General features: G+C 65.0%; 22 protein-coding genes and 1 tRNA gene. 5 read left to right on the top strand and 18 right to left on the bottom strand.

The window, feature by feature from the left end; translation table 11 throughout:
- Positions 1–18 precede the first annotated feature (18 nt).
- Both hrpB and A7A77_RS05790 read right to left on the bottom strand, forming a co-directional pair.
- The gene (gene hrpB / locus A7A77_RS05795) at positions 19–2,445 is read right to left on the bottom strand and encodes an ATP-dependent helicase HrpB (RefSeq protein ID WP_066555116.1); all 2,427 of its coding nucleotides are present in this window, start codon (positions 2,443–2,445) and stop codon (positions 19–21) included.
- Between the two features lie 8 nt (positions 2,446–2,453).
- On the bottom strand, positions 2,454–3,443 hold the full coding sequence (locus tag A7A77_RS05790) for a polyprenyl synthetase family protein (RefSeq protein ID WP_172799851.1): 990 nt from the start codon (positions 3,441–3,443) through the stop codon (positions 2,454–2,456).
- 148 nt (positions 3,444–3,591) lie between these two features.
- Between A7A77_RS05790 and A7A77_RS05785 the strand changes: the two genes are divergently transcribed.
- Complete coding sequence (locus tag A7A77_RS05785) at positions 3,592–3,915, top strand: chorismate mutase (RefSeq protein WP_245638403.1); 324 nt, start codon at positions 3,592–3,594, stop codon at positions 3,913–3,915.
- A gap of 30 nt (positions 3,916–3,945) precedes the next feature.
- On the opposite strand, the gene A7A77_RS05780 is transcribed toward A7A77_RS05785, so the two are convergent.
- The 5 genes from A7A77_RS05780 to A7A77_RS05760 all read right to left on the bottom strand — a co-directional run bounded on the left by A7A77_RS05780 (position 3,946) and on the right by A7A77_RS05760 (position 8,051).
- Positions 3,946–4,398 carry a PilZ domain-containing protein gene (locus A7A77_RS05780; RefSeq protein ID WP_082835938.1) on the bottom strand — a complete coding sequence of 151 codons (453 nt, stop codon included), beginning with the start codon at positions 4,396–4,398 and terminating at the stop codon, positions 3,946–3,948.
- Between the two features lie 106 nt (positions 4,399–4,504).
- Positions 4,505–5,827 (bottom strand): sensor histidine kinase, encoded by a 1,323-nt coding sequence (locus A7A77_RS05775; protein ID WP_172799850.1) that lies wholly within the window; start codon positions 5,825–5,827, stop codon positions 4,505–4,507.
- A gap of 154 nt (positions 5,828–5,981) precedes the next feature.
- Positions 5,982–6,659 carry a response regulator transcription factor gene (locus A7A77_RS05770; protein WP_066555109.1) on the bottom strand — a complete coding sequence of 226 codons (678 nt, stop codon included), beginning with the start codon at positions 6,657–6,659 and terminating at the stop codon, positions 5,982–5,984.
- A gap of 242 nt (positions 6,660–6,901) precedes the next feature.
- A complete protein-coding gene (locus A7A77_RS05765) occupies positions 6,902–7,213 on the bottom strand; it encodes a PepSY domain-containing protein (protein WP_066555106.1) in 312 nt (103 codons plus the stop codon).
- A 103-nt stretch (positions 7,214–7,316) separates the two neighbouring features.
- Positions 7,317–8,051, bottom strand: a complete 735-nt coding sequence (locus A7A77_RS05760) for an SIMPL domain-containing protein (protein WP_066555463.1) — start codon at positions 8,049–8,051, stop codon at positions 7,317–7,319.
- 170 nt (positions 8,052–8,221) lie between these two features.
- On the opposite strand from A7A77_RS05760, the gene A7A77_RS05755 reads away from it, so the two are divergent.
- Complete coding sequence (locus A7A77_RS05755) at positions 8,222–10,039, top strand: ABC-F family ATP-binding cassette domain-containing protein (protein ID WP_066555102.1); 1,818 nt, start codon at positions 8,222–8,224, stop codon at positions 10,037–10,039.
- Positions 10,040–10,380: 341 nt separating this feature from the next.
- Here the strand turns inward: A7A77_RS05755 and A7A77_RS05750 are convergent, their stop codons facing one another.
- Both A7A77_RS05750 and A7A77_RS05745 read right to left on the bottom strand, forming a co-directional pair.
- Positions 10,381–12,213, bottom strand: coding sequence for a DUF885 domain-containing protein (locus tag A7A77_RS05750; RefSeq protein ID WP_066555099.1), 1,833 nt, complete (start codon positions 12,211–12,213; stop codon positions 10,381–10,383).
- 82 nt (positions 12,214–12,295) lie between these two features.
- Positions 12,296–12,811, bottom strand: coding sequence for a DUF6456 domain-containing protein (locus A7A77_RS05745; protein WP_066555096.1), 516 nt, complete (start codon positions 12,809–12,811; stop codon positions 12,296–12,298).
- 101 nt (positions 12,812–12,912) lie between these two features.
- Here A7A77_RS05745 and A7A77_RS05740 point away from each other — a divergent pair, with 101 nt between their 5' ends.
- A complete protein-coding gene (locus tag A7A77_RS05740) occupies positions 12,913–13,485 on the top strand; it encodes a helix-turn-helix domain-containing protein (RefSeq protein WP_066555095.1) in 573 nt (190 codons plus the stop codon).
- An 18-nt stretch (positions 13,486–13,503) separates the two neighbouring features.
- On the opposite strand, the gene A7A77_RS17765 is transcribed toward A7A77_RS05740, so the two are convergent.
- The 5 genes from A7A77_RS17765 to A7A77_RS05720 form a co-directional block, all read right to left on the bottom strand.
- The gene (locus tag A7A77_RS17765) at positions 13,504–13,641 is read right to left on the bottom strand and encodes a hypothetical protein (protein ID WP_156500446.1); all 138 of its coding nucleotides are present in this window, start codon (positions 13,639–13,641) and stop codon (positions 13,504–13,506) included.
- 90 nt (positions 13,642–13,731) lie between these two features.
- On the bottom strand, positions 13,732–14,715 hold the full coding sequence (secF, locus tag A7A77_RS05735) for a protein translocase subunit SecF (protein WP_066555094.1): 984 nt from the start codon (positions 14,713–14,715) through the stop codon (positions 13,732–13,734).
- 10 nt (positions 14,716–14,725) lie between these two features.
- Positions 14,726–16,324 carry a protein translocase subunit SecD gene (gene secD, locus A7A77_RS05730; RefSeq protein WP_066555092.1) on the bottom strand — a complete coding sequence of 533 codons (1,599 nt, stop codon included), beginning with the start codon at positions 16,322–16,324 and terminating at the stop codon, positions 14,726–14,728.
- An 11-nt stretch (positions 16,325–16,335) separates the two neighbouring features.
- Positions 16,336–16,668 carry a preprotein translocase subunit YajC gene (gene yajC, locus A7A77_RS05725; protein WP_066555089.1) on the bottom strand — a complete coding sequence of 111 codons (333 nt, stop codon included), beginning with the start codon at positions 16,666–16,668 and terminating at the stop codon, positions 16,336–16,338.
- Between the two features lie 288 nt (positions 16,669–16,956).
- Positions 16,957–17,033: transfer RNA gene (locus tag A7A77_RS05720), tRNA-Pro, on the bottom strand.
- Positions 17,034–17,207: 174 nt separating this feature from the next.
- Between A7A77_RS05720 and A7A77_RS05715 the strand changes: the two genes are divergently transcribed.
- Both A7A77_RS05715 and A7A77_RS05710 read left to right on the top strand, forming a co-directional pair.
- A complete protein-coding gene (locus A7A77_RS05715; protein WP_066555087.1) occupies positions 17,208–17,747 on the top strand; it encodes a heme NO-binding domain-containing protein in 540 nt (179 codons plus the stop codon).
- Positions 17,744–19,732, top strand: a complete 1,989-nt coding sequence (locus tag A7A77_RS05710; RefSeq protein ID WP_172799845.1) for a bifunctional diguanylate cyclase/phosphodiesterase — start codon at positions 17,744–17,746, stop codon at positions 19,730–19,732. The genes A7A77_RS05715 and A7A77_RS05710 overlap by 4 nt, the downstream gene beginning before the upstream one ends.
- Here A7A77_RS05710 and cobA read toward each other — a convergent pair.
- The 4 genes from cobA to nirB are packed head-to-tail and all read right to left on the bottom strand — an operon-like array spanning position 19,719 to position 25,957.
- Positions 19,719–20,504 carry a uroporphyrinogen-III C-methyltransferase gene (cobA, locus tag A7A77_RS05705; RefSeq protein ID WP_066555082.1) on the bottom strand — a complete coding sequence of 262 codons (786 nt, stop codon included), beginning with the start codon at positions 20,502–20,504 and terminating at the stop codon, positions 19,719–19,721. The genes A7A77_RS05710 and cobA overlap by 14 nt on opposite strands.
- On the bottom strand, positions 20,501–23,089 hold the full coding sequence (locus A7A77_RS05700; protein ID WP_066555078.1) for a molybdopterin-dependent oxidoreductase: 2,589 nt from the start codon (positions 23,087–23,089) through the stop codon (positions 20,501–20,503). Before A7A77_RS05700 ends, cobA begins: the two co-directional genes overlap by 4 nt.
- 10 nt (positions 23,090–23,099) lie before the next feature.
- Positions 23,100–23,471, bottom strand: coding sequence for a nitrite reductase small subunit NirD (gene nirD, locus A7A77_RS05695; protein WP_066555075.1), 372 nt, complete (start codon positions 23,469–23,471; stop codon positions 23,100–23,102).
- Positions 23,471–25,957: a nitrite reductase large subunit NirB gene (nirB, locus tag A7A77_RS05690; RefSeq protein WP_172799849.1), complete on the bottom strand. Its 2,487-nt coding sequence runs from the start codon at positions 25,955–25,957 to the stop codon at positions 23,471–23,473. The genes nirD and nirB overlap by 1 nt, the downstream gene beginning before the upstream one ends.
- Positions 25,958–26,177 lie beyond the last annotated feature (220 nt).

Raw genomic sequence — 26,177 nt, 5'->3', positions numbered from 1 at the left:
TCAAGTGCGCAACGCCCTTCACGAGCCCTTGGCGAAGGCATTCTTGGTCTTCAGGCTGGGTTTTTCTTCCCACGGACGCTCCGGCCAGCGGTGTTTGGGGTATCGGCCCTTCATATCCTTGGCGACATCGGCCCAGCTGCCGCGCCAGAATCCGGGCAGGTCGCGCGTTGCCTGGATCGGGCGGCCCGCCGGGCTGGTCAGGTTGAGCAGGAGCGGCGTGGTGCCGATCATCGGGTGCGAATCCAGCCCGAACAGTGCCTGCACCCGCACTTCGACCGAAGGGGCACTCTCTCCCGCATAGTCGATGGCATGGTGGGTGCCGGCCGGGCTGGCGAATTCGCGCGGGGCCAGCCGGTCGAGCCGCTGGCGCGTATCCCAGTCGATCCGCGCGAGCACCGCATCTGTAACCGTGCCCTTGCCTATATCGAGATCGCGCCGACCGTGCAGCAGCGGCAACAACCAGTCAGCCGCGCTTTCGGCCAGCGCTTCCACGCCCAGTTCGGCAATATCGACATGCGCCGCGCGAGCCAGCAAAGCACGGGGTACGATGGCATCGATCCGGTCGACGGCCTTTTCCAGCAGAAGCGCGGCCACAGCATCGGGATCGGGCTTCGGGTCCGGCCCGCTGGCCAGCGTGATCGCGCCCAGCCGCCGTTGCAGGCGCGCCTCTACACGCCCTTCGCCATCGTTCCAGTTCAGAACCGAACGCCGCCCGATCCGGTCGGCGAAAAGGGCCTCGACCTCGGCTGCGCCCAACGATGCCGCCGCCGTGATCCGCGCGCCTTTCGCCTGACCCTGCGCATCTCCGATGGCAAGCCACTCCTCCCGCGCCAGTGGCGATGCCGGGTCCAGCGTGAAGCCGCGCCCCGATGCGGAAAGCCAGTTCTCCCCGCTCGCATCGCGGCGGCGGGCAACATTGCCGGGGATGGCCAGCGCCACAAACGCGACCGCACCGCCCCCGTCAGTTGCGCCACCGGCCAGTTTTTCGGCCCGCTTCGCCCAGCCGTCGGCCAGACGCCGCGCGGCATCGGCACGGCGGCCCCGCTCTCCATCCAGACGCGACAGGCGCTGCAAAAGGTCTTCCCCTCGCCCGCCAAGTCCGCGTTCCTGCAACAGCAGCGCCATGCGCGCGGCAATCCGTGCTTGCCCGGCCCGCGCGCCGAACAACACCATCGCGGCATGCACAGGGTCCATCGGCAGCTCGGACAATTGCTCGCCGAACGGGGTGATATGCCCCGCCTCGTCCAGCGCGCCCATCGCGGACAGCCGCTCCCGCGCACCGGAAAGCGCAGATGCGGGCGGCGCATCCAGCCACGGCAGGCGCAGCGGGTCCGCCTCTCCCCAACGGGCCAGCGACAATGTCAGCGGCGCAAGATCGGCGGTCGCGATCTCCGGCGGATCGAATTCCGGGCGGCCGGCATGGCCCGCCTCTTCCCACAGGCGATAGGCAACACCGGGGCCCTGCCGTGCGGCGCGGCCCGCGCGCTGGGCGGCGGCGGCGCGGCTGGCGCGGCGGGTGACAAGGTGGCTGGTCCCCGCCGCGATGTCGAATTCAGCATGGCGCGACAGGCCCGCATCGACGACGACCGATACGCCATCCAGCGTCAGCGAAGTTTCCGCAATCGCGGTTGCCAGAACGATGCGGCGGCGCCCTTCCGGATCTCGCCGGATGGCGAGCCGCTGCGCCGCCGGTTCGACTTGGCCGTGCAGGGGCAGGATCGGCACGTCCGGAAGTCGCTGCTCCAGCCGCTCGCGCACGCGTTCGATCTCGCCCACGCCGGGCAGGAAGGCGAGGATGTCGCCCTCTTCCTCGCGCCAGGCGGTCAGTACCGCGCTTGCCACTTGTTCGTCGGTCCGCTGCTCCGCCTTTGCGCCCAGCCATGCGATGCGCAGCGGCCATGCCTTGCCCTCGCTTTCGATGACCGGCGTGCCATCGCCCAGCAGGCGGGCAAAGCGGGCACCGTCGATGGTGGCGCTCATAACCAGAATGCGCAGGTCCTCGCGCAGCACGGCGCGGCTTTCGATGGCGAGTGCAAGGCCGAGATCGCTGTCGAGATGCCGCTCGTGCGCCTCGTCGAACAAAACCGCGCTCACGCCCGGCAAGTCCGGATCGGCGACAATGCGGTTCACGAAGATCGCCTCTGTCATGACGACGATGCGCGTGTCCTTGCCGACGCGGGTGTCCATGCGGGTGGCGTAGCCGACAGTCTCTCCCGCCTTCTCTCCCCGCATCTCGGCCATGCGTTCGGCGGCGGCGCGTGCGGCCACGCGGCGGGGGCTGAGGAGGAGGATCTGGCCGTCGCACCAGCCCTCGCCAATCAGCGCAGGGGCGACTGCGGTCGTCTTGCCGGCACCGGGCGGCGCGATCAGGACAGCGCCGGTCTGCCCGCTCAATGCGGCCAGAAGGTCGGGTAGGACAGCTTCGACCGGCAGGCTCATTGCCATACCGGAACTCAGAAGCGGCGGGAAACCGCGAACTGCGCCGCTTCGATCATCGCGGCCCGCGCCTCGTTGGCGGGGAAGCCGGAAATGGCGTCGATCGCGCGGTTGGCAAAGTGCTTCGCCCGTTCGCGCGTGTCGGCAACGGTGCCGTGCTTGGCGATCAGCGACGTGGCATGGGCCAGATCCTCGTCAGAGGAACGCTTGCCGCGCATCGCATCCTGCCAGAAGCTGCGCTCTTCCGCGTTGCCGCGCGCATAGGCAAGGATCACCGGCAGGGTCATCTTGCCTTCGCGGAAATCGTCGCCCTTGTCCTTGCCGCTTTCGCCGACTTCCGAATCGTAGTCGATCGCATCGTCCACCAGCTGGAACGCGATGCCGAGGTTGCGGCCATAATCGTCCAGCTTCTGTTCGATCGCGGGGTCGCGTTCGGCCACCACGGCGGCGATGCGGCAGGCGGCGGCGAACAGGGCGGCCGTTTTCGCGCCGATGATGGAAAGGTACTGTTCCTCGCCCGTTTCCACGCGGCGCTGGGCGGTCAGCTGGTCGACCTCGCCCTCTGCGATGATCGCGCTGGCGCCCGACAGGATTTTCAGCACCTTCAGGCTGCCATCCTCAACCATCAGTTCGAAAGACCGGCTGAACAGGAAATCACCGACCAGAACGGCGGCGGGATTGCCGAACACGACGTTCGCCGCCTGCTTGCCGCGCCGCATGTCCGATCCGTCGACGACATCGTCGTGCAGCAGCGTCGCGGTGTGGATGAATTCGACAGCCGCGGCCAGCTTGTGATGTCGGCTGCCTTCGTATTCCAGCAGCGCCGCGCTGGCCAATGTCAGCATCGGGCGCATCCGCTTGCCGCCGCCCGCGATCAGGTGGCCGGCGAGTGCCGGAATCAGCGGAATCTTCGACTGCATGCGATCGAGGATGATCTGGTTCACGCAGTTCATGCCGTCCGCCGTCAGGTCGAGGACAGGGGCCAGCGAAGGCGCGTTGCGGGGCATTTGATGTACGGTCGCGTTCACGCGCGACCGTTTGGGCGTTGCGGCGCATCATGGCAAGCCGTTTTCCGGCGATTCGACCAATATCACAGGGTATCGCCAGCGATCAGCGTTTGCGCGCAGCCGATCGCCTTTGCTAGGGCCTGCGCCCATGAACGGATCGAACGACACCATGGGCGAAAATACAGCAACCGGGCCGGATGGCGTGCTCGCAGGCTATCGCAAGAGCATCGACAATATCGATGCGGCGCTGATTCACATGCTGGCCGAACGCTTCCGCATCACCAAGGCGGTGGGCGAGTACAAGGCGACGACTGCCCTGCCGCCAGCCGATCCGGGCCGCGAGGCAAGCCAGATCGCGCGCCTGCGCAAGCTGGCGGAGGACGCCGATCTCGATCCGGAATTTTCGGAGAAATTCCTGCGCTTCATCATCGACGAGGTGATCCGCCACCACGAACGGGCACGCGGCGCCTGATCCTTCCGCCGGATCGAGTCGAGAGCCCGGTCAGTTCGTGAAAATCGCCTGCGCGGCGTAGAACAGCACCACCGTCACGGCGAGGAATACGATCAGCAGGACCAGCGCGCGGGTCTCGTCGTTACGGCCGTGGTGTTCCATCACCATCCTGCGGCGCGCTTCGGGCTGGCGCGAAGGGTGCGAACGGTTGCGGCGAGAGGCTGCTTCCGCGGCGAAGACGACCGATTCGGGGATCGGCTGCATGAACTGGCAGCCATATTCGTCGGTATCGCTCCACATCACTTGCGCCGTGGTCGATCCGATTTCGGGCAGTTCTACCTGCACCTTGTCGCCCACCCGCAACGAACGCGGGCTGCTGAGCAGCATGCCGGTGGTGGATAGGTTGAGCAGGGTCAGCGGATAGTTGCCGCCGTCGTGGGACGTGACAAGCCTGACCGGTACACGGTCCGCCCGGCGCTGATCCTGTACTTGAGCCATTGCCATGCCCACGTTTCCAACCCCTTCAAGTCGGCAATTCCAACCGGGGTTTACGCCAACAATATTAACGACCTGTAGCGACTTCGGCAAATCCGGGACGATAGCGGCGGCATTATGCGCTGGCGGTGCGCGGCAAGGACAATTCGATCAGCAGGCCGCCAAGGTCCTCGCTTTCACCAAGCGCGACCGAACCGCCATATATTTCAACGACATCCCGTACGATGGCGAGGCCAAGGCCGGTGCCCGGCTTGTTCGTATCGAGCCGCGCGCCGCGATCGAAAATTCGTTGCCGCTCTACTTCGGGAATGCCCGGTCCGTCATCCTCTATCCACACCTTGCACATCCGGTCTTCCGGCACGGCATCGACCGTCACGAAAACACTGCCGCCGCCGTATTTCGCCGCGTTCTCGATGCAGTTGCCAAGAATTTCGTCGAGGTCCTGCCGCTCCAGCGCGACGAGCGCGTCGCCTTCCTTTGCGCCCGCAAGGTCGAACCGTACATGCTGGTATAGCCGCGATACCGCGCGCTCCACCGCCTCTGCCGCTTCGCGCACATCCGCGCGGGCAAGGCCGGTCGCCCGTCGGCCCACGGCGCGGGCGCGGGCAAGGTGATGGTCGACCTGCCGCCGCATCGTCGCCGCTTCGCGCTGGACCAGCTGGTCGAGATCGGGGTCGTGCGCGGCAGCGGCATTGTTCAGCACTGTGAGCGGCGTCTTCAACGCATGGGCTAGATTGCCCGCATGGGCGCGCGCTTCTTCCGCCTGCTTTTCCGAATGGGCGAGCAGCGCATTCAGTTCCTCCACCATCGGCTGGACTTCCAGCGGCAGCGGTTCGGTCACGCGGTTCTCGCCCGTCAGGCGGATACGCTGGATCGCGCGGCGCACGCCTCGTAGCGGCGACAGACCGAGCCATGTCTGCAGCGCCGCCATCATGATCAGCCCGCCGCCCAGCACCACGAAGCTGTAGGCAAGGATAGAGCGGAAGCGGGCGATCTGCGCGTTCAGCTCCTCGCGACTGGCGGCGACAACGAACCACCACTGCGTATCGCTGCCCGGAAGCAGGATCGGCCGCTGCATCACGCGCAGCGGCTCTCCGCCGAACTGTCCGCTGTCGTAGACCATCGGCTCGACATGATCGGCAGGCTTCACCTGCAAGGTGCGATCCCACAGCGAGCGGGATGGAAAATCCTCGTGCCCCTCACCCGTGATCTGCCAGTAAAGGCCGGAGTTCGGTTCGAGGAAACGCTGGTCGCCAAGCGGGCGGGAGAAGAACACTTCGCCATCGGGGCCGATCTCTGCCGAAGCGACCATCGCCGTCAGCATGTATTCCAGCTGTTCGTCGAAATTGCGGGTAATGAGGCCCGACAGCGTGCGATCGAGGGCAAGGCCGCCGATCAGCAACAGGAACACGATCCAGCCGATCGCGATCAGCATCATGCGCCGCGACAGCGAACCGGTGTGACCGGCGCCCAGCAGCCTGTCCGGCAGCACCAGCCGGCGCGCGATGGTCAGGCGCCGTTTCGACAGGCGTGAGGCAGACGCGCGGGAGGAGGACGCAGCAGCGCCCTCTTCCCTTCCGGTCGCGTCCGGCTCAGCCGCGCGGCTGGTCGGCGGGGTCGTCGAGGCTGTATCCAAGGCCACGTATGGTCGTGATCACGTCCGCGCCCAGCTTCTTGCGGATGCGGGTGACGAACACCTCGATAGTGTTCGAATCGCGATCGAAGTCCTGATCGTAGATGTGTTCGATAAGCTCTGTGCGGCTGACGACCTTGCCCTTGTGGTGCATCAGGTAGCTCAGCAGCTTGTATTCCTGCGCGGTCAGCTTGACCGGCTCGCCGTTCAGAGTGACGCGGCCCGAACGGGTGTCCAGCCGCACGTCGCCCGCTGTCAGTTCGCTGGATGCATTGCCGGTCGAACGACGGATCAGCGCGCGCAGGCGGGCGATCAGTTCCTCTGTCTGGAACGGCTTGGCAAGGTAATCGTCCGCACCCGCGTCCAGCCCCGCCACCTTGTCCGACCAGCTGTCGCGCGCAGTCAGCACCAGCACGGGGAAATTGCGCCCCTCGCGCCGCCACATGCCCAGCACGGTCAGCCCGTCGATTTCCGGCAGGCCAAGATCGAGCACGACGGCATCGTACTCTTCGGTGGAACCAAGGAAATGGCCATCCTCGCCATCGGTGGACAGATCGACGGCATAGCCGGTCTGCTCCAGCGTGGTCTTGAGCTGGTTGCCCAGCGTCGGCTCGTCCTCGACAATCAGGATACGCATATGCTCTCCGTTCCCGCGGGCGCTCCGGTCATGATGGAGCCGCCCCTGCTCGTTCATCTACATGAACAGATGGGAGCAAGAAAAGGTCCACACAAGATGAACGAAAGGTTTTGCTCCATGGCAAGGCTGCAAATCGCGAGCCAGCGACCTTCCGGTGCTCACGTACTGAAGTACGCTGCGCTCCGGGTGCCGCCGTCTCCCGATTTTCGCCTTGCCCTAAACCAAAACGGCCAGAGTCAGGTTTACTTCATGACATTTATAATGCGCCCTGTCCGCGCGTCGACGTCGACAAAGACGACGCGGCCGTCGCGGATGAACTTCAGGCGGTAGGTATTGGCCACGAACTCGTCCATGCCCAGATAATCCATGCCCTTCATCTGGGGCAGGACGCGATTCTCGATCTGCCGAAGCGTCTGCACGTTACCGGCACGAAGCTCGCGGCGGGCATCGCCCTGCCCGTCCCGCTTATCGTTACCGGCCATGGCGGGCGAACCCGTTGTCGCTACGGCAAGCGCGGCGAGAGCGGCGAATACAGGGCGGAGCTTGCGCGTCATGATGCGATACTGCCTAGGCGGGATGCATTGAACAAGGCGTGAATAGTGCGTTGTGTCGCCGGAAAGCACAGCGGTGTTGCACGCCGGCGACACTTGCGCGGCATCAGCGGACCAGTTCGAACTTCATCGTCAGGCCCACGGTGGTGGCCACCTGCCCCGGCCGCGTCGGCGTCATGGGCGGGGGTGGCGGGGCGGCATTGGTCTGGATTGCCATCGCCCGGTCGTACATCGGCTGCGAATAGCCCATCGATTCCTCGATCGCGAGCAGGCGGACGTTCCCGTATCCGGCCATCCGCGCATATTCCCGCGCCTGCGCCATAGCCTGATCGAATGCCGCCTTACGTGCCTGCGCCTTGCGCGAGGTATCGTCGACAACACCCCATGTCGGCCCGTTCAGGTTGTTCGCCCCGGCTGCGACAAGGGCGTCGAGCACCGGCCCCACGCGTTCGAGATCGCGCAGTTCGATGCTGACCGTGTTGGTCGCGTCGTATCCGAGGAAGCGCGGCTGCTGTGTCGAATTGTTGTACTGGTATTGCGGATTAAGCGTGATGCCGCTGGTCTGGATCCGGTTGTCCGGCACGCCGAGCGCCTTCAGTTTCTTCAGCACGGCATCCATCTGCGTCGCGTTCTGCTGCATGGCGGCAACCGCGGTCTGGGCACGGGTTGTCACCCCGGCACCGACCATGGCCTTGTCCGGATCGCCCATCACCTGCTGCTGCGTCTGGATTTCCACGACGGGGCCATCAACATCCACGCCAACCTCAACAGCGGCGGAAGCGGGGGCACTGGCCATGATGGCGGGCAGGGTAAGGGCGGCGGCGGCAAGCAGGCGTTTCATGCGAGAGTTCTCCCAGGAGTTCCTTTCCGAACCCCCTGCAATTGCATCCGGTTCCCTGAACCATCGCTTGCGGCCTCGTTCACCCGCCGCGAACTTTCGATGCCGCGATTTCGCAAGGCGCCGGATGAAGGCTTTCATCCGGCTCGAAATCGCTCTAGTCGCGCGGCGACATGGCACAACCTCCGATCCTTTCATGGGAAGGCCTCGGCCTGCAGCAGGGTGGCGGCTGGCTGTTCGGCGGTCCCGACAGCACCACCGCATCCGGCGGCCTCGACCTCCACATCGGCCCGCGCGACCGGCTGGCGCTCATCGGCCGCAACGGCGCGGGCAAGACGACGCTGCTGAAACTGATCGGGAACGAGATAGAGGCCGACCGCGGCAAGCGTTCGATCCAGCCCGGCGTCAAGGTCGTGATGCTGGAGCAGGAACCCGATGTCGCGAAATACGAAACGCTGATGGATTACGCGCTGGCGGGCAAGGATGCGCCGGCGCAGTACGAGGTGGAAGCGATCGCCGGACAGCTCGGCATCGACATGACCCGCAACGCGAAAAGCGCCAGCGGGGGCGAGCGCCGCCGCGCCGCGATCGCGCGGGCGCTAGCGATGGAGCCGGACCTGCTCCTGCTGGACGAGCCGACCAACCACCTCGACCTCGGCGCGATCGACTGGCTGGAAAGCTGGCTCAACCGCTTCAACGGCGCCTTCGTGGTTATCAGCCACGACCGGACCTTCCTCACCCGCCTTACCAACGCGACCCTCTGGCTCGACCGTGGCAACCTGCGCCGCAAGGAAGTCGGCTTCGGCGGGTACGAGGCATGGGAAGAACAGGTCTATGCCGAAGAAGCGCGCGCAGCCGAAAAACTGGACGCGAAGCTGAAACTGGAAGCCCACTGGCTGCAACGCGGTGTCACCGCGCGGCGCAAGCGGAACATGGGCCGGCTGGAAAAACTGCACGAAATGCGCGCCCAGCGTGCCGCCATGATGTCGCCGCAAGGCACGGCCAAGATGGCGGTCGTTGCCGACGACACCAAGACCAAGTCGGTCATCACGGCGGAGCATGTCACCAAGTCGTTCGGCGACCGCACCATCATCAAGGACTTCAACCTTCGCATCCAGCGGCAGGACCGCATCGGCATCGTCGGGGCCAATGGCGCAGGGAAAACCACGCTGCTTAAGATGCTGACGGGCGAGCTTGAGCCCGACAGCGGCACGATCACGCTCGCCAAGACGCTGAACGGCGTGATGATCGACCAGCAGCGCAGCTTGCTCAGCGACGAGAAGCGGATGCGCGACATCCTGGCCGAAGGCGGCGACTGGGTCGACGTGCGCGGGGTCCGCAAGCACGTGCAGGCCTACCTGAAGGACTTCCTGTTCGATCCTTCGCTGGTCGATGCGCGGGTCGGCACGCTTTCGGGCGGCGAACGCTCGCGGCTCTTGCTCGCCCGCGAATTTGCGCGCACGTCCAACCTGCTGGTGCTGGACGAGCCGACCAACGATCTCGACCTAGAGACGCTGGACATGCTGCAGGAAGTCATCGCCGACTATGACGGCACCGTCCTCATCGTCAGCCACGACCGCGACTTCCTCGACCGAACGGTAACGATCACGCTGGGCCTTGACGGCAGCGGCTCTGTCGACGTCATCGCGGGCGGCTATGCCGACTGGGAAGCGAAGCGCAAGAAGCCAACCGGCTCACCGAAAGAGGCGAAGAAAAGCGCAACCCCGACGCCCCCTCCCCCGCCGCAGAAGAAGACGAAGCTTTCGTACAAGGACCAGCGCGACTACGACCTGCTGCCCGGCCGGATCGAGGAACTGGAAGCCGCGATCATCGCGGACGAGGAAGCGATGGCCGATCCCGATCTTTACGCCAGCGACCCAGCGAAGTTCGCAAAGCTCAGCAAGGCGCTGGAAGACAAGCGCGCCGAAAAAGACGCAGCCGAAGAACGCTGGCTTGCGCTGGCCGAAGAGGTCGAGGCGCTGGAGGGCTAGGGTGACAAAAGTGACACCCTGTCACCCGCGGCAATAAGCCTCAAACCCGCAGAAAACCGCCCCGTCCGCCCCTTAACGACAGGGTGACAGGTTGTGCGCAGACACCACAATGGCAAAGAACAGCGCGCATGATGACGGGTCCGGCTCGTGTAGGAAAATGGTTTTGCCATCGTTCGATGCAAACCCGAGTCCGTCACCCCGGCTTGACCCGGGGTCCAGCCTCCCTCCAACCCCACCCCATGAAATCGAATGAAAAGGGCGGCTGGACCTACATCATGGCCAACCGCTACCGCGGCACGGTCTACGTCGGTAGCTTCAAAAGCGCACGCTGATGCCGCCACTCAGTTCCCCTGCCCGGCCTTCTCCCGCGCAATCCATGCATCGACCCGTTCGGAAAGCAGGCTGAGCGGCATTTCGCCTTCCAGCAGGATCCGGTGGAAACGGGGCAGGCTGAAGTTTTCGCCCAACGCCCCCTCTGCCTTGCGGCGCTCTGCCACCCATGCGTTCTGGCCGATCTTGTAGCTGCACGCCTGACCCGGCCCGGCGCAGTAGCGTTCGACTTCGCTCATCGTCTGGTTTTCCGGATAGCCGACGGTCGATCCGAAATAGGCGATGCCCTGCTCCCGGCTCCAGCGTTTGGCGTGCAGGCCGGTGTCGGTCACCAGCCGCGCCGCGCGGTAGAGCCATGACTGCAGCGCGCCCGCTTTCTCGATACCTTCGTACATGCCCAGTTCGTCTGCGACCAGTTCGGCATAGAGCGCCCACCCTTCGGAATAGGAGCCGATGTACTGGTTGCGCAGCAGCATCGGCAAGTCGTCGTTCCCGGCGGTAAGACCGGTCTGCAGGTGATGGCCGGGCATCGTTTCGTGATAGATGATCGCGGGCAGCGAATAACGCGGCCAGTCGTTCACGTCATAGAGGTTGAGGTAGAACGTACCGGGCCGCGAACCGTCGGCAGCGGGCGGCATATAATAGCCAAGGCTGGCCCCCTGCTCGATCTCGACCGGAACGCGGCGCACTTCCACGGGTGTGGACGGCACGGTGTCGAAAGCCGGCTTGATCTGCTCCCAGCTTTTCGCGACCCGTTCTTCAAGGAAGCGCAGCAATGCGGCGCGCCCCTTGTCGCTATCTTCGAAAACCTGCCCCGGCTGGGAGTTCAGGGCGATCAGCCGCTCACCCGGCGTGCCTTTCGTCAGGCCTGCTTCCTTCAGGATCGGATCAAGCGCAGCCTCGATCTCGGCGACTTGCTCCAGACCGATGCGGTGGATTTCATCGGCAGGCAGACCGGTGGTGGTAAAATAGGCAAGCGCGCGATCGTATATCTCTTCGCCATGCGGTACGCGCCAGATGCCGTCGCCCTTGCGCGCCGTGCCCGACAGTTTGCGCAGCAAAGCCGCCTGACGCGACAGCGCAGGATAGACCTGCTCCTCCACGATCCGCGTCGCGCGTGCTGCCCAGTCGCCCGCAATCCCCTTTTCCTCCGCGCGGCTGGCAAGAGACCGGACAAGTCCGCTCTCTGCCGCTGCCTGCGCCAGCATCCCTTCGCGCTGCTGCGCCGCCTTTGCCAGTGCCCAGCCCGGTGCGGCATATCCGCGCGCCGCTTCATGACGCTGCAACTCGCTCTCGTCATCCAGCGCATAGCCATAGGCCGACAGGCGCGAGAGGTAGCTTTCCGCATCGTCGCGCGTTGCGATCGGGTGGATCGAGGCGAGAAAGTCCGGCACCCGTCCGGCGATCCCGTCCTGCTGCGATATCACATAGGGCGAATGGACATGCCCCAGCCCGAATTCGCGCCCCGTCAGCCGCGATTCCAGCTGGAAGCGCAGGATGCCTGCATGGACGGAGCCGGTTTCGCTCAGTTCACCCGTGTCAAAACCATTGAGCGCGGCCAGCATGTTTTCCGCATGGTTCCATTCCGCCACGCGTGCCGCCATCCCCGGAGAACCGAGGCGCGAACGGGCCCATGCGTTCGCGCCGGTATCGATGCCGAGCGAGGTCATCTCTGTCGGGTCGAGCCGCATGTCGCCCCACTGCACCTTGTCCATCAGCGCATTGAGCCGCGCATCTGCAGCAGTCTGTGGCGGGGTCGGCGCATCCGCCGCGATCGCCCGAAGCGGCCGGGCAGACAACCCGGCCATCGCCGTTCCAGCAGCCAGAAATGTCCTTCTTTTCATCGCATGACCCGTTCATTTCAGTTTCTGATGAAACCACCTACACGAAGTCTGGCGCGGCTCAACCCCTTCGCCCCACACCATGCTACCGGATACGATAGTATTGCGCGACCCTGTCGAGCGCGAGGCCCAGCACCAGCTTGCCGCTGCGCGCCGGCCAGCTGAGCGCCTTTTCCGCATCGGGCAGGCTCTCCCCCGCACAGGCGACGCGCCACAATACGTCCGACAGGCCCGGACCCGCCTGTGCTGTCGCTTCATCGAACCGCCGTTTCGCTGCAAGCTGGCGCTCGGACGGGGATAGCCCGGCATCTGGCCCGCCCTTCACGCGCACCGGGTCCCACCGCATCGTGATCGACGGGGCAAGCTGTGCGCGTTCCCAATCCGCGCGCAGCCGTTCGCCCGCATCGAACTGCCGGTCGGTCAGGTGCCCGCGCGCATGCAGCCAGCTTAGCGGGCTTTCGCGCAAGTTGACGGTAACGCTGCGCCCCCGCTTTGGCGCACCGCCCTTGTAACGGGCAGAGGTGCGGCGCGGCCCCTCGCTCGTCAATTCGCGGGTTACATAGTGCGCCTTGCGATCAGTCTGCCCGGCGGTGTCGTCCATACGCGAATCTCCCTCTTGATAAGTACAGAGGGAGCCTTGCGCCGGTTCGATCTTGTAGGAAAATAACACCATATAGGTTCGTGGGTAAAAGGACGTCAGCCATGATCAATCGCATCCGCGCCATTCGCAAGGACAAGGGCCTGACGCTGGCGGACCTTGCCGAAACCTGCTCTCCGCCCACGACGCCGCAAACGATCGGCCGGCTGGAAACGGGGATGCGGACGCTTTCCATCGACTGGCTGAACCGGATTGCCGCCGCGCTTGGCGTAGAGCCGGAAGCATTGCTGGCAAGCGAGAGCCGCGCCGCACCGATGGTCGTGGCGAGACTAGGGCATGACGGGGCGGAAGCATTGCCCAAACCGCGCGAAGCCGTGCCGCCGGATGTGCTGCTGGGCGAAGACGCGATGGGCGTGCTGGAAATCGATGTGGCGCAGGGCGAATACCGGCCCGGCGACCGGCTGTGGCTGCGCGAACTGGCCGTGGCCGACACGCAGCAGGCCATGAACCGCGACGTGCTGGTTCCGCGCCCCGGCGGGCGTTTCGCGTTCGGGCGGCTGATAGACCGCAGCGATCAGTTCGTGGCGATCCTGCCGCCCGGGGCGGGCCAGCGCCAACTGGTGGTGAAAGACCCGCCCTGGGTCGCGCAGGGTGTGATGCTGGTCAGGATGCTGTGATCGACTGACGCGAGTCGGTCAGGCGTCCTGCGCCTCGACCATCTTGCGCAGCACGGCGACACGCTGGCGCGCGTCTTCGTGGTTGCGTTCGGGGTGGTCGCGCATTTCGACCAGCAGGTTCTTCAGCTCTGCGGCATAGCGGTTGTCTTGTGCCATTCTCGGCCTCCTTTCCTTGGGGACCGAGAATAACACACATGCCCGGCATCAGGAAAACCGGACCGGCGCGCAGGAGGGGCAGGCCGCCCCTCAGACTTCGCCGCGGGCGATCTTTTCCTGCTTGTCCGTCGCCGACTCGGTCGGCACGAAACTGTCCGCATTGACCCGCAGCCAGATCAGGATCGGCGCCGCCATGTAGATCGACGAATACGTGCCGACAAAGATGCCGAACGCGATTGCCGCCGCGAACCCGAAAGTAGAGGCAGGGCCGACGAACATGAGCGCAAGCAGGACCATCAGCGTGGTCAGCGAGGTCATGACCGTGCGGGCCAGCGTCTCGTTCACCGACAGGTCGAGCAGCTCTTCCATCGGCATCTTGCGATACTTCTTCAGATTCTCGCGGATGCGGTCGTAAACGACGATCGTATCGTTCAGCGAATAACCGATGATGGCAAGGATCGCAGCGACAATGTTCAGGTCGAACTCCATCTGTGTCAGCGCGAACAGGCCCAGCGTCAGCGACACGTCGTGGACCAGCGCAAACAGCGCGCCGATGCCGAACTGCCATTCGAAGCGGACCCAGATATAGATCGCGATGGCGACCATCGCGGCCAAGAGCGCAAGCATGCCGGTTTCGAACAGCTCACCCGAAACCTTGCCGGAGACCGAATCGACACCGTCGATCCGCACGCCGGGATAACTGGCTTCCATTTCGCCGACGATGGCATTCGTCATCTGGTCGGCAAGGTTCTTGACCTGCGCCGCGTCCTCACCTTCGGGCAGGCGCATGCGGATCGAAACCTCGTTCGGCTGGCCGAAACGCTGGATGATCGGCGCGCCGTAACCAAGCCCGGCGATGTCGTCGCGCAGCTCGGCAACGGGTGCCTCGGCACTTTCCACGAAAGTCGCGCGGATCATCTGGCCGCCGACGAAGTCGACACCGAGATTGAGGCCGTTGGTCGCCACCGCGCCCCAGCTTGCCGCCATCAGGATCAGCGAGACGATGTAGAACGGCAGGCGCCAGCGAAGGAACTTCACATTGGTGTCGTCGGGGACGAGCTTCAGGAGTTTCATGCGTCCCTCCTCAGATATTCAGGTCGCTGGGGCGGTGTTTACGCAGGTAACCTGCCACCCACATGCGGGTCATCGTCACCGCGGTGAAGACCGAGGTCACGATACCGATGATGAGAACGATGGCGAAGCCGCGGATCGGGCCCGAGCCGAACAGGAACAGCAGCACGCCCGCGATCACGTTCGTGACGTTGGCATCGATAATCGCGCGCTGTGCCTCGCGGTAGCCGACTTCGACGGCCTGTACCACGCGACGACCGCGCCTGCGTTCCTCGCGGATGCGTTCGTTGATCAGCACGTTGGCATCGACCGCGGTACCGATGGTGAGAACGAAACCGGCAATACCCGGCAGGGTGAGCGTGGTGCCCAGCACCGCCATGATGCCAAGGATGATCAGCACGTTCAAAAAGATCGCGGCATTGGCATAGAGGCCGAAGCGGCCATAGCTCACGAACATGAAGGCTAGCACGGCCGTACCGCCGATCATGAGCGCGAGCACGCCCTTGCGGATCGAATCGGCGCCAAGGTCCGGCCCGACGGTGCGTTCCTCCACGACCTGAAGGTCGATCGGCAGTGCGCCCGAACGCAGCGAAATCGCCAGCGCATTGGCGCTGTCGACCGAAAAGCCGCCCGAAATCTGCGCCGATCCGCCAAGGATCGGTTCGTTGATGTTCGGGGCCGACAGCACTTCGCCGTCGAGGATGATGGCGAATGGCTTGCCGACATTGGCTGTCGTCAGCGCGGCGAACTTGCGTCCGCCTTCCTGGTTGAAGGTGATGTTGACGACGGGCGAACCGTTCTGGTCATAACCCTGCTGCGCATTGGTCAGCTGGTCACCCTGAATACCGCCCAGCCGCTTGACCGCGATCGATCCCTGCCCGCGGCCGTCTTCGGCAAAGGGAAGGATCTGGCTGCCCGGCGGCACGATGCCCTGCGCCACGTCGGACGGCAGCGCCGTCTGGTCGACGAGCTTGAATTCCAGCTTCGCGGTCTGGCCCAGCAGCGCCTTCAGCTTCTGCGGATCGTCAAGGCCCGGCACCTGCACGACGATGCGGTCGTCACCCTGCCGGATGATGGTGGGTTCGCGCGTGCCCAGTTCGTCGATACGGCGGCGCACGACGTCGGTCGCGGTATCCATCGCGTTTTCGACCGCCTGTTCAAGGCCGGCATCGGTCGGTTCGAAAATGAAACGCTGGCCGTCCACCACGCGGATCGTCCAGTCACGCTGGCCGGTGAGGCCCACGCCCTCTGTCATCGGCAACAGGATTTCGCGCGCGGCATCGACCTGCGTTTCCTGCTCCACCATGAAGGACAGGCGCCCGTCAGCGGTGGAGATGTCGCCGATCTCGATGGCGGGATCGGCCTCGCGCATAGCGCGGCGCACGTCCTCTTCCATCGCCTCGATCCGAAGGTCGCGCACTTGCGCGGTATCGGCTTCGAGAAGGATGTGGCTCCCGCCGGCAAGGTCGAGACCGAGGTTGATCTCCGGGTCCGGCAGGGCCGACGGCCACGGCTGGCCCGCCAGCATGGTGAGGGAAGGAACGGCCGCGGCCACGCCGATCAGCGTGATCGCCCACAGCCACAGGCGCTTCCAGCGCGGAAAATCGAGCATTCGCTAAGATCTCAGTCGTTGGCCGGGGTATTGCCGCCCGGCGGGATCACGTCGCCGATGGTGGAGCGCACGGCTTTCACCTTTACGCCCTGCCCCAGATCGAGATCGACGTAGTGGTCTTCCAGCTTCACGATCTTACCGACAAGACCACCCGCGGTAACCACGCGATCACCCTTTTGCAGGCCTGCGATCTTGGCCTGATGCTCCTTGTGCCGCTTCATCTGCGGACGGAACACGAGGAACCAGAAGATCACGCCCATCGCAAGAAGCGGCAGGATCTGGACCCATCCGGGCGGGCCGGCGGCAGGGGCTGCGGCGGCGAGAACGAGCAGGGAGCTGGACATGGGCTGCTTTCGTCTTGTTGAAGCGCTTTGAATAGGATCGATCGGCCGCCAGACAAGAGCGAAAGGATCAGGGGCAACCGGTCAAGCCCGCGCGCCTAGCAGCATTGCCCAAGGGTGGCAATGTGCGGCTGGACCGGACGGCGCGGGGATGCGCAAAGCCAGAAGACCGGAGGGCCTGCCCGAAGTCCGGCGGTGTATATGGCCGATGTATCCGGAAGAGCGAGCCGCTTAGCCCCGCCCGGAAGTTTCTCCGCATTGAAGATCATTCGAGTTGATCTTTGGAGAAACTGGTCGGGACGAGAGGATTCGAACCTCCGACCCCCACACCCCCAGTGTGATGCGCTACCAGGCTGCGCTACGTCCCGACCGGAGCGCGCCCTATAGGCGGGCATTTCCGGCATTGCAAGCCGCTGCGAACCGACTGTCGCGCGGCAAATTACGCAATGCGATTGCGGCCCCGTTCACTATTTCGCGCAGCTTAAACTTTCCGCAATTTCCCGTCCGTAGAACCGGCCGACGGTCGCGCGATCGGAGTGACGATGAAGGGCATAGTCTTCAACCTGCTGGAGGAGGTGGTTACCGCCGACCTCGGCGCCGATGCGTGGTTCGAACTTGTCGAGGCAAGCGCGGTCAGCGGCGTCTACACCTCCGTCGGCAGCTATCCTGACGAGGACCTCTACAAGCTTGTCGAGGTCGCCTCGCAAGGTCTGGGCCTGTCGCCCGACGAGATCCTGCGCGACTTCGGACGCAAGGCGATGCCGCTGCTGGCAGCGCGCTACGGCGCCCTGTTTTCCGGCCACGAACATTCGCGCAGCTTCATCCTGTCGGTGAACGACATCATCCATCCCGAAGTGCGCAAGCTCTATTCCGGCGCGGCCTGCCCGCATTTCCATTTCCAGCAGGGCGCGAACGGCAGGCTGATGGTCGGCTACCGATCCCCCCGCAACTTGTGCCAGCTGGCCCACGGCTTCGTGCACGGCGCGGCCGACCATTTCGGCAACGAGGTCGAGATCACGCACGACCTGTGCATGAAGGATGGCGACCCGATCTGTCGCATGGCACTGGAATGGAGCCGGTGAAGTTCGATCCCAAATTCGAACCGTTCGGCCAGCCGCCCGACAATACGGAACGGATCGCCCGGCTGGAACGGCAGGTGCTGCGCGAACGCATGGCCCGTATCGAGGCAGAGGCGATTGCGGAAAAGGGCCTGCGCGACCTTTATGAAAGCAAACAGCGCATCAGCCTGCTGCAGAAGATCACCGACATCGCGAACAAGTCGAACGAGGTGCACACCTCACTCGTTTCGGCATTGGCCGAGATATGCTGCACGCTCGGCTACGATTTCGGCAATGCCTACCTGATCGAGGGGGCGCAGCAGAGCGCCTGCGCCTGCGAGGCATGGTTCGCCGAGGACGAGACGGATCTTGCCCTGCTGGTCGCGGCATCGGGCAATGCCAGCTTCGATCGGGGCAAGGGGCTTCCCGGCACGGTGCTGGAAACGGGCCGGATGGTATGGACCCGCGATCTCGATTCGATCCCCGGCTGCACCCGCGCGCAACAGGCCGACGCCTGCGGCATGACATCCGCCTGCGCCTTCCCCGTCAGGGTCGAGACCGAGATCGTCGCCGTTCTGGAATTCTTCGCGCGCAAGCCCATCGTGGAATCGCCCGAACTCACATGGGCCATGCAGCAGATCGGCACGCAGCTGGGCCGCGTGGTCGAACGCCAGCGCGCATGGGCCCTGTTGCAGACCGCGCGCCACGACGTGCTGACCGGCCTGCCCAACCGGGCGATCCTTGCCGAACGCTCGGCCGCCGCCTTTGCCGCGCTGCCGCCGGACGGAAAGGGCCTTGCGATGGTCGTGCTCGACCTCAACGGGTTCAAGGCGGTGAACGACCGCTATGGCCACCATTACGGCGACCAGCTGCTGACACTTGTCGCCACGCGGCTGGGGCGGGCGGTGATCAGCTGGCAGGAAAACCGGATCGCCACGGTAAAGACGCTGCTGGCCCGTACGGGCGGCGACGAATTCGTCGTCATGCTGCAGGGTCTGGTCGACTGGCCCAACCTTGCCAGCCTTGCCGAGGCGATCCACGAATGCCTCTCCCCGCCGTTCCGCATCGGCGACCAGTCGGTAGCGGTCGGCGCATCGGTCGGCATGGCCACCAGCGACGATGGCCACGACAGTTACGACCGCCTGCTGCGCGACGCGGACCTTGCCATGTACGAGGCCAAGCGGCTGGGAGCGAGCCGGACGGTATCCTTCACCCCCGAACTCGGCCTTTCGGTGCGCCGCGCGCGCGAACTGAAACAGGAAGTGCGCGAGGCGGTCGCGAAGAAACAGTTCGAGCTGTATTACCAGCCGATCTTCAGTCTCGACGCCGAACACACGCTCTGCGGGTTCGAGGCGCTGCTGCGCTGGAACCACCCGACACGCGGTGTGCTGGGGCCTGACGAGTTCATAGACTGTGCACAGGACGCCGGCCTGATGACCGCGCTGGGCACATGGGTGCTGCGGCAGGCCTGCGAAACGATCGCGCGGATGCCGCCCCTGGCTGCGGCGCGTACGCCCCCGTTCGTAAGCGTCAATGTCGCGCCCGAACAGTTCCTCCAGCCCAATTTCGCCGACATCGTTCGCGGCATGGTGATGGAAACCGCGATCAGCCCTTCCCGCCTGAAGATCGAGATTACCGAGAATGTCGCGATCATCGATGCGCAAGCAGCAGCGGAAGTCCTGCGCACGATCCGCGCTTTCGGCGTACAGGCCAGCCTCGACGATTTCGGGACGGGATATTCCTCGCTCAGCTACCTGCATAACCTGCCGCTCGATTCGCTGAAGATCGACAAGAGCTTCGTCGCCTCGATCCACGAACCCAAGAGCGTGAATATCATTCGCGCCATCGTCGACCTTGCCCGCGATATCGACCTTGTCGTCATCGCCGAAGGGATCGAAACGAAGCACCAGGCGCAGGTGCTGGCCGGCTTCGGGTGCAAGCAGGGACAGGGATTCCTGTTCGGAAAGCCGCGCCCCGAATGGAACGTGTTCGGCCTTACCGCTGCCTGAGGCTGGCCGTACTGGCGATGCTGGCCGCGCGCTGCGGCAGAACCGCGGCGCCGACCGCCTGCCCGATCAGGATCAGCGCCGGCCCGTCGCCCAGCGCCGTCTTTGCTGCGATCGGCAGCAGGTCGAGGCGGGTCAGGAATTCGCCGCCGGTCGGCAGGCTTGCCTGTTCCACCAGCGCGCAAGGCGTATCGCCGGGAAGCCCCGCTGCGATGAGCCCTGCCGAAACGTGGGGAGCCGCTGCCTTGCCCATGTAAACCGCCAGCGTCGCCTGCGGATCGGCCAGCGCCGCCCAGTCGAGGTCCAGCACCTCGCCCGCGCGGGCATGGGCGGTGACGAACGTCAGGCGGCGGGCAAGGCCGCGCAACGTAAGGCTCATGCCCAGATCGGCGGCAGCGGCGCTGGCCGCCGTGATACCGGGACAGATCGAGACGCGGATACCTTCGGCGCGGCAGGCTTCGAGTTCCTCGTTCGCGCGGGCGAAGATGGCGGGGTCGCCGCCCTTCAGGCGCACGACCTTTTCGCCTTCGAGCGCGGCTTCGACGATCAGGCGGTCGATGGAGGACTGGTCCTTCGAATGGCGGCCCGAACGCTTGCCGACAGGCTCCATGCGGACATGGGGCGGGACCAACGCAAGAACGCCCTCACCCACCAGCGCATCGTAGAAGACCACAGTCGCCTCGTGGATCAGGCGTTCGGCCTTGCGGGTCAGCAGGTCGGGATCGCCGGGGCCTGCGCCCACCAGCCAGACGTCGCCATTTGCAAAGTCGGTCATTCCGCTGCCTCCGCCAGATCGGTTTCCCGCAGGATTTCGGCAAGTTGCGGACGACATGACCCGCAATTGGTGCCGGCATTCAGCGCCTTGCCGATGGCCGTGACGCTGGAAAGGCGCTGATCGGCAATCGCGGCAAGGATGGTGTTGAGCCCGACATCGAAGCACACGCAGACTTGCGGGCCGGGATCGGGCATCGCCTCTGCCGGACGCGCCGCCAGCAGTTCGGCGGTCGTCACGTCGCGGTCGCCAAGCTGCGACGCGATCCATTCGCGCGAAGGCAGGTCGCCGTTGCAGGTGACGAACAGCGCGGCGGCCAGCCGGCCATCGCCGTCCAGTGCGGCAACGCGCTTCATGCCGCGGCGGACGTCCTCGGCCTCCATGTACCGTCCGCCGGGCATGAGCGCATCGACCGGAGCCTCGCCATGGCCTGCCAGTTCGACCAGCCAGCCCTTCGCCTGCCGCGCCTTCGTCCAGTAGAGGCAGTCGGGAAGGTCGGGTTCGGTCGCCGAGACGAGAAACGCGCGCCAGTCGGGCGTTACCGCTTCGATGGCGGCGCCGCAGTCCTTGAAGCCGGGCTGGCCGGAGACGGGATCGACATGGGGCGCGGTCAGCCGGTTGCTGCGCCCGCCGCTTGAGAACAGGTCGCTCCAGTGCATGGGCGAGAAGATCGTGCCCTTCGCCTGACCGTCGGTCACTTTTGCGCGCAGGACGGTGCTGCCGCGCGGGCTCGAGATGCGGGCAAGGCCGCCGTCCGTGATGCCGAAACTTTGCGCATCGGCAGGGTGGATTTCGACCTGCGGCTCGCTGCGGTGGCGGGCAAGGCGGGCGGAAAGGCCGGTCCGCGTCATCGTGTGCCACTGGTCGCGGTAGCGTCCGGTGTTGAGGCGCAGCGGGAACTCCGGATCGACAGCCTTCGCCTCCAGCGGCGCCACATCGACCAGCCGCGCACGACGGTCGGGGAAAGAGAAGCCGGTTGCGAGCAGCGGTTCCGCCCCGCCCCAGCGGAACGGCGCAAGCGCATCGTATTCCGCGTCCGAAAGCCCTGCCTTGTCGGTGAGGTCGAGCTGCAACCCCCGCTGTTTGGCCAGCAGCGTCATCGCCGCATATTCGCGGAATACGCCGCCAACGCTGTTCCAGCCGAATGCATCGCCAAACCCCATCGCGGCGGCGACGTCGGCAATGATGCGCCAGTCGGCACGCGCTTCGCCTGCGGCTGGTAGGAATGCGCGCTGGCGGCTGACCATGCGTTCGGAATTGGTGACCGTCCCGTCCTTCTCCCCCCAGCCCAGCGCGGGCAGGCGGACATGGGCCAGCCGCGCCGTGTCGGTATCGGCCATGCAGTCGGAGACGACGACGAAATCGCACTTTTCCAGTGCCTCGCGCACGAAGCCTGCATCGGGCATCGAAACCGCAGGGTTCGTCGCCATGATCCAGATCGCCTTGATCCGGCCATCGTGGACCGCGCGGAACATGTCGACAGCCTTGAGGCCCGGCGCGTTGCACATCGCGGGCGCCTGCCAGAAATCGGCGACGGCGTTCCGCTCCTCCTCGGAAAAGCCGAGATGGCACGCCAGCGTCGAGGCCAGCCCGCCGACTTCGCGCCCGCCCATGGCATTGGGCTGACCGGTCATCGAGAATGGGCCCGCGCCCGCCTTGCCGATGCGGCCCATGGCGAGGTGCAGGTTGATGATCGCGTTGCCCTTGTCCGTCCCGCGCACCGACTGGTTCGATCCCATGGAGAATACCGTGATCATGCGCGGATGCGCTTCGACCATGTCGGCCAGCGCCGCGAAAGTATCGGGCAGGTCCTCGTACGAAGCGCCGTCGAGGTTATCCCAGAAACCTTCGGGCACGTTGCAATGCTGCGCGACAAAGGCTTTGTCCACCGCGCCGCGCGCCTTCATCTCGGCCAGCAGGGCGCGGAACAGCGGGATATCGCCATCAGGCGCAATCGCGACGTGGAGGTCGGCCTCTGCCGCGGTTTCGGTGCGGCGCGGATCGATGACGACGATCTTGGTGCCGCGTTCCTTGCGCGCCTTTTCGATCCGCTGCCATACGACCGGATGGCACCACGCGGTGTTCGATCCGACAAGGACGATCAGGTCCGCCTCGTCCAGATCGTCATAGGTCACCGGCACGTAGTCCTCGCCAAAGGCACGGTTATGCGCGGCGACCGCGCTGGCCATGCAGAGGCGCGAATTGGTGTCGATGTTGCCGCTGCCGATGAAGCCCTTCATCAGCTTGTTCGCGGCGTAGTAATCCTCTGTCAGCAACTGGCCGGAGACGTAGAAGGCGACACTGTCCGGCCCGTGCTCGGCAATCGTGTCGGCAAAGGTCCTGGCGACAAAGGCCGTCGCCTCTTCCCATTTTGCGCGCCGGTTGCCGATGAACGGGGTTGTCATCCGGCCTTCCTGCCCGACCGTATCGCCCAGCATGGTTCCCTTGACGCAGAGCCTGCCGTGATTGGCCGGATGCGCCTTGTCGCCCGAAATCACCACCTGCCGCGCCGCCGCGCTATCGCCGGTATCGGCAATGACGCCGCAGCCGACGCCGCAATAGGCACACGTGGTGGCGATCTTCGTCATCGTATCAGGCTCAGGCCGCGGCCTTGGGCGCTTCGTCGGCCGGAACCTGCGGGTTCAGCACCGCCTCGCGCAGCAGGAAGATGCGTCCGCCCTCCACCTTGGTGGGGATCGTGGGCACGCAACCGTCATCGCCGCCCAGCGCGCGGCCGGTTTCGAGGCTGATGTTCCAGTTGTGCAGCGGGCAGGCCACGACATTGCCGTGAACGATGCCCTGCGACAGCGGGCCCTGCTTGTGCGGGCACTTGTTCACGATCGTGAAGATGTCGCCCCGCATCGTGCGGAACACGGCCAGTTCCTCGCCTCCTTCTACCGGAAGCGTGCGGGCCGTGCCCGGTTCGATCTGCTCCACCGGGCCGATGTCGAGCCACTTACCAACACGCATTATGCAACCTCCGAAACGATCTGTAGGGGACGCACCTCGGCGAGGTGGCTGTGCAGGTCCGCGCGGTCGCCACCGGCGCGCTGCGCCCACGGATCGTCCTGCGAGAAACGCTGCGAATAGCGGAAGCGGCGAGCCAGTTCCTTGACCGTGTTGGGGTCGGAGAACAGCGCCTCCTTGAGCCAGTCGAGACCCTTGCGCTCGATCCACGGGGCGGTGCGTTCAAGGTAACGCGCATCCTCGCGGTAGAGCTGGATGAAGGCGGCGCAATGTTCCATTGCCTCGGCCTCAGTCTCCACCTTGCAGAGGAGGTCGGTGGCGCGGACGTGGATGCCGCCGTTGCCGCCGACGTGCAGTTCGTAGCCCGAGTCCACGCAGACGACGCCGAAGTCCTTGATCGTCGCTTCGGCGCAGTTGCGCGGGCAACCGCTGACCGCGATCTTGAACTTGTGCGGCATCCAGCTGCCCCAGGTCATCCGCTCGACCTTGATGCCAAGACCGGTCGAATCCTGCGTGCCGAAGCGGCACCACTCGCTGCCGACGCAAGTCTTCACCGTGCGCAGCGACTTGCCGTAGGCGTGGCCCGAAACCATGCCCGCGGCGTTGAGGTCAGCCCAGATGCCGGGCAAGTCTTCCTTCTTGATCCCGAACAGGTCGATACGCTGGCCACCGGTCACCTTCACAAGGCGGGCCTGATACTTGTCAGCCGCATCGGCGATGGCGCGCAGTTCGCCGGGCGTGGTGACGCCGCCCCACATGCGCGGCACGACCGAATAAGTGCCGTCCTTCTGGATGTTGGCGTGAAGACGCTCGTTCACGAAACGGCTCTTCTGGTCGTCGACGTATTCGCCCGGCCATGCGCAAAGCAGGTAGTAGTTGAGCGCAGGGCGGCAGGAGGAGCAGCCGTCGGGCGTGGTCCAGTGCAGTTCCTGCATGACCTGCGGGATTTCCTTCAGCTCCTTTTCCACGATCCGCGCGCGCACGTCGTCGTGGGTGAAGCTGGTGCACTTGCACATCGTCTTCGGCCCGCTTTCGACCGCGTCCTCGCCCAGCGTCAGGGCCAGCAGGCTTTCGACCAGGCCGGTGCACGACCCGCAGGATGCCGAGGCCTTGCACCCCGACCGGACCGTGTCGAGGCTGTGCGCCCCGCCGGAAATGCACGCGACGACCTGACCCTTCGACACGCCGTTGCAGCCGCAGATTTCTGCGTCGTCCGAAAGGGCGGCAACGGCGGCGTTAGGGTCCAGCGAGGCACCTCCGCTGGCAAAGGCCTGACCGAAGATCAGCGCCTCGCGGATGTCGGAAATGTCCTCCTCCTTCTTCAGGAGGTCGAAGTACCAGTTGCCGTCGGCGGTATCGCCGTAGAGCACGGCGCCGACGATCCGGTTGTCCTTCACGACGACGCGCTTGTAGATGCCGCGGCTGGCATCGCGCATGACGATGTCTTCGCAATCCTCGCCGCTGGTGAAGTCACCGGCAGAGAACAGGTCGATGCCCGATACCTTCAGCTTGGTCGAAGTGACCGAACCGCCATAGCCCGAGGGAGTGTCGGTGGCGTAATCGGCAAGGGAACGGCACATGTCCCACAGCGGTGCGACAAGGCCGTAGCAAAGCCCGCGATGCTGCACGCATTCGCCGACGGCAAGGATGTCGGGGTCGCTGGTGACCATGTGATCGTCAACGAGGATGCCGCGCTCGACATCGAGACCCGCTTCCTTCGCAAGACCGGTCGCCGGACGGATGCCTGCGGCCATGACAACGATGTCTGCCGGAATGACGGTGCCGTCTTCCAGCAGGACTGCCGAAACCTTGCCGTCCTTGCCGACGATTTCCTTGGTGTTGGCGCTGGTCAGGATGGTCTGGTTACGGCTTTCCAGTTCATGCTTCAGCAGGTAGCCCGCCGCTTCGTCGAGCTGGCGTTCCATCAGCGTCGGCATCAGATGGACGACGGTAACATCCATGCCGCGCAGCGAAAGACCGTGCGCAGCTTCAAGGCCGAGCAGGCCGCCGCCGATAACCACTGCGCTGCCGCCCTTTTCGGCAGCGGTCAGCATCTTGTCGACGTCGTCGAGGTCGCGGAACGTGACCACGCCGTCGAGGTCCTTGCCCGGAACCGGAATAATGAACGGGTCCGAACCCGTGGCGATCAGCAGCGTGTCATAGTTCTCGATCCGGCCCGAGCGCGTGATGACGTGCTTCTGCTGACGGTCGATGCCGACGACGGGATCGCCCGATACCAGCTGGATGTGGTTGTCATCGTACCAGTCCTGCCCGTTGATGACGATTTCCTCGAACGTCTTTTCGCCGGCGAGGACGGGCGAGAGCATGATGCGGTTGTAGTTCACCCGCGGTTCTGCGCCGAAGATCGTCACGTCAAAGCGGGTGCCGTCGCGGGAGAGGATTTCCTCCACCGCGCGGCAACCGGCCATCCCGTTGCCGATCACGACCAGCTTTCGGCCACGCGAAAGGACACCGGTGGTCCCCTTCATGTCTGGTGCTACGGTCACGTTCATTTGCGTCCTCGTGTGACGCGCACGCAAAGAAGCCGCCTCGTTCCATCAAGGGGTCGATCCCTCGAAGGTTCGGGCGGCTTCGTTGCCACGCAATGTTGAAAAGGGTTGCAGCGAATTGCTTGGTTACGCCCCACGATGGGCGGGGCAATCCGTGCCTTGGCCTGACTATAGGCGATTCGTGTGCGGCGCGGCAAGA

It is taken from the genome of Croceicoccus bisphenolivorans (assembly GCF_001634625.1).
GTDB lineage: Bacteria > Pseudomonadota > Alphaproteobacteria > Sphingomonadales > Sphingomonadaceae > Croceicoccus > Croceicoccus bisphenolivorans.
Note: the sequence above shows the minus strand (reverse complement) of the source record. Positions and strands in the feature narration are given on the sequence as shown.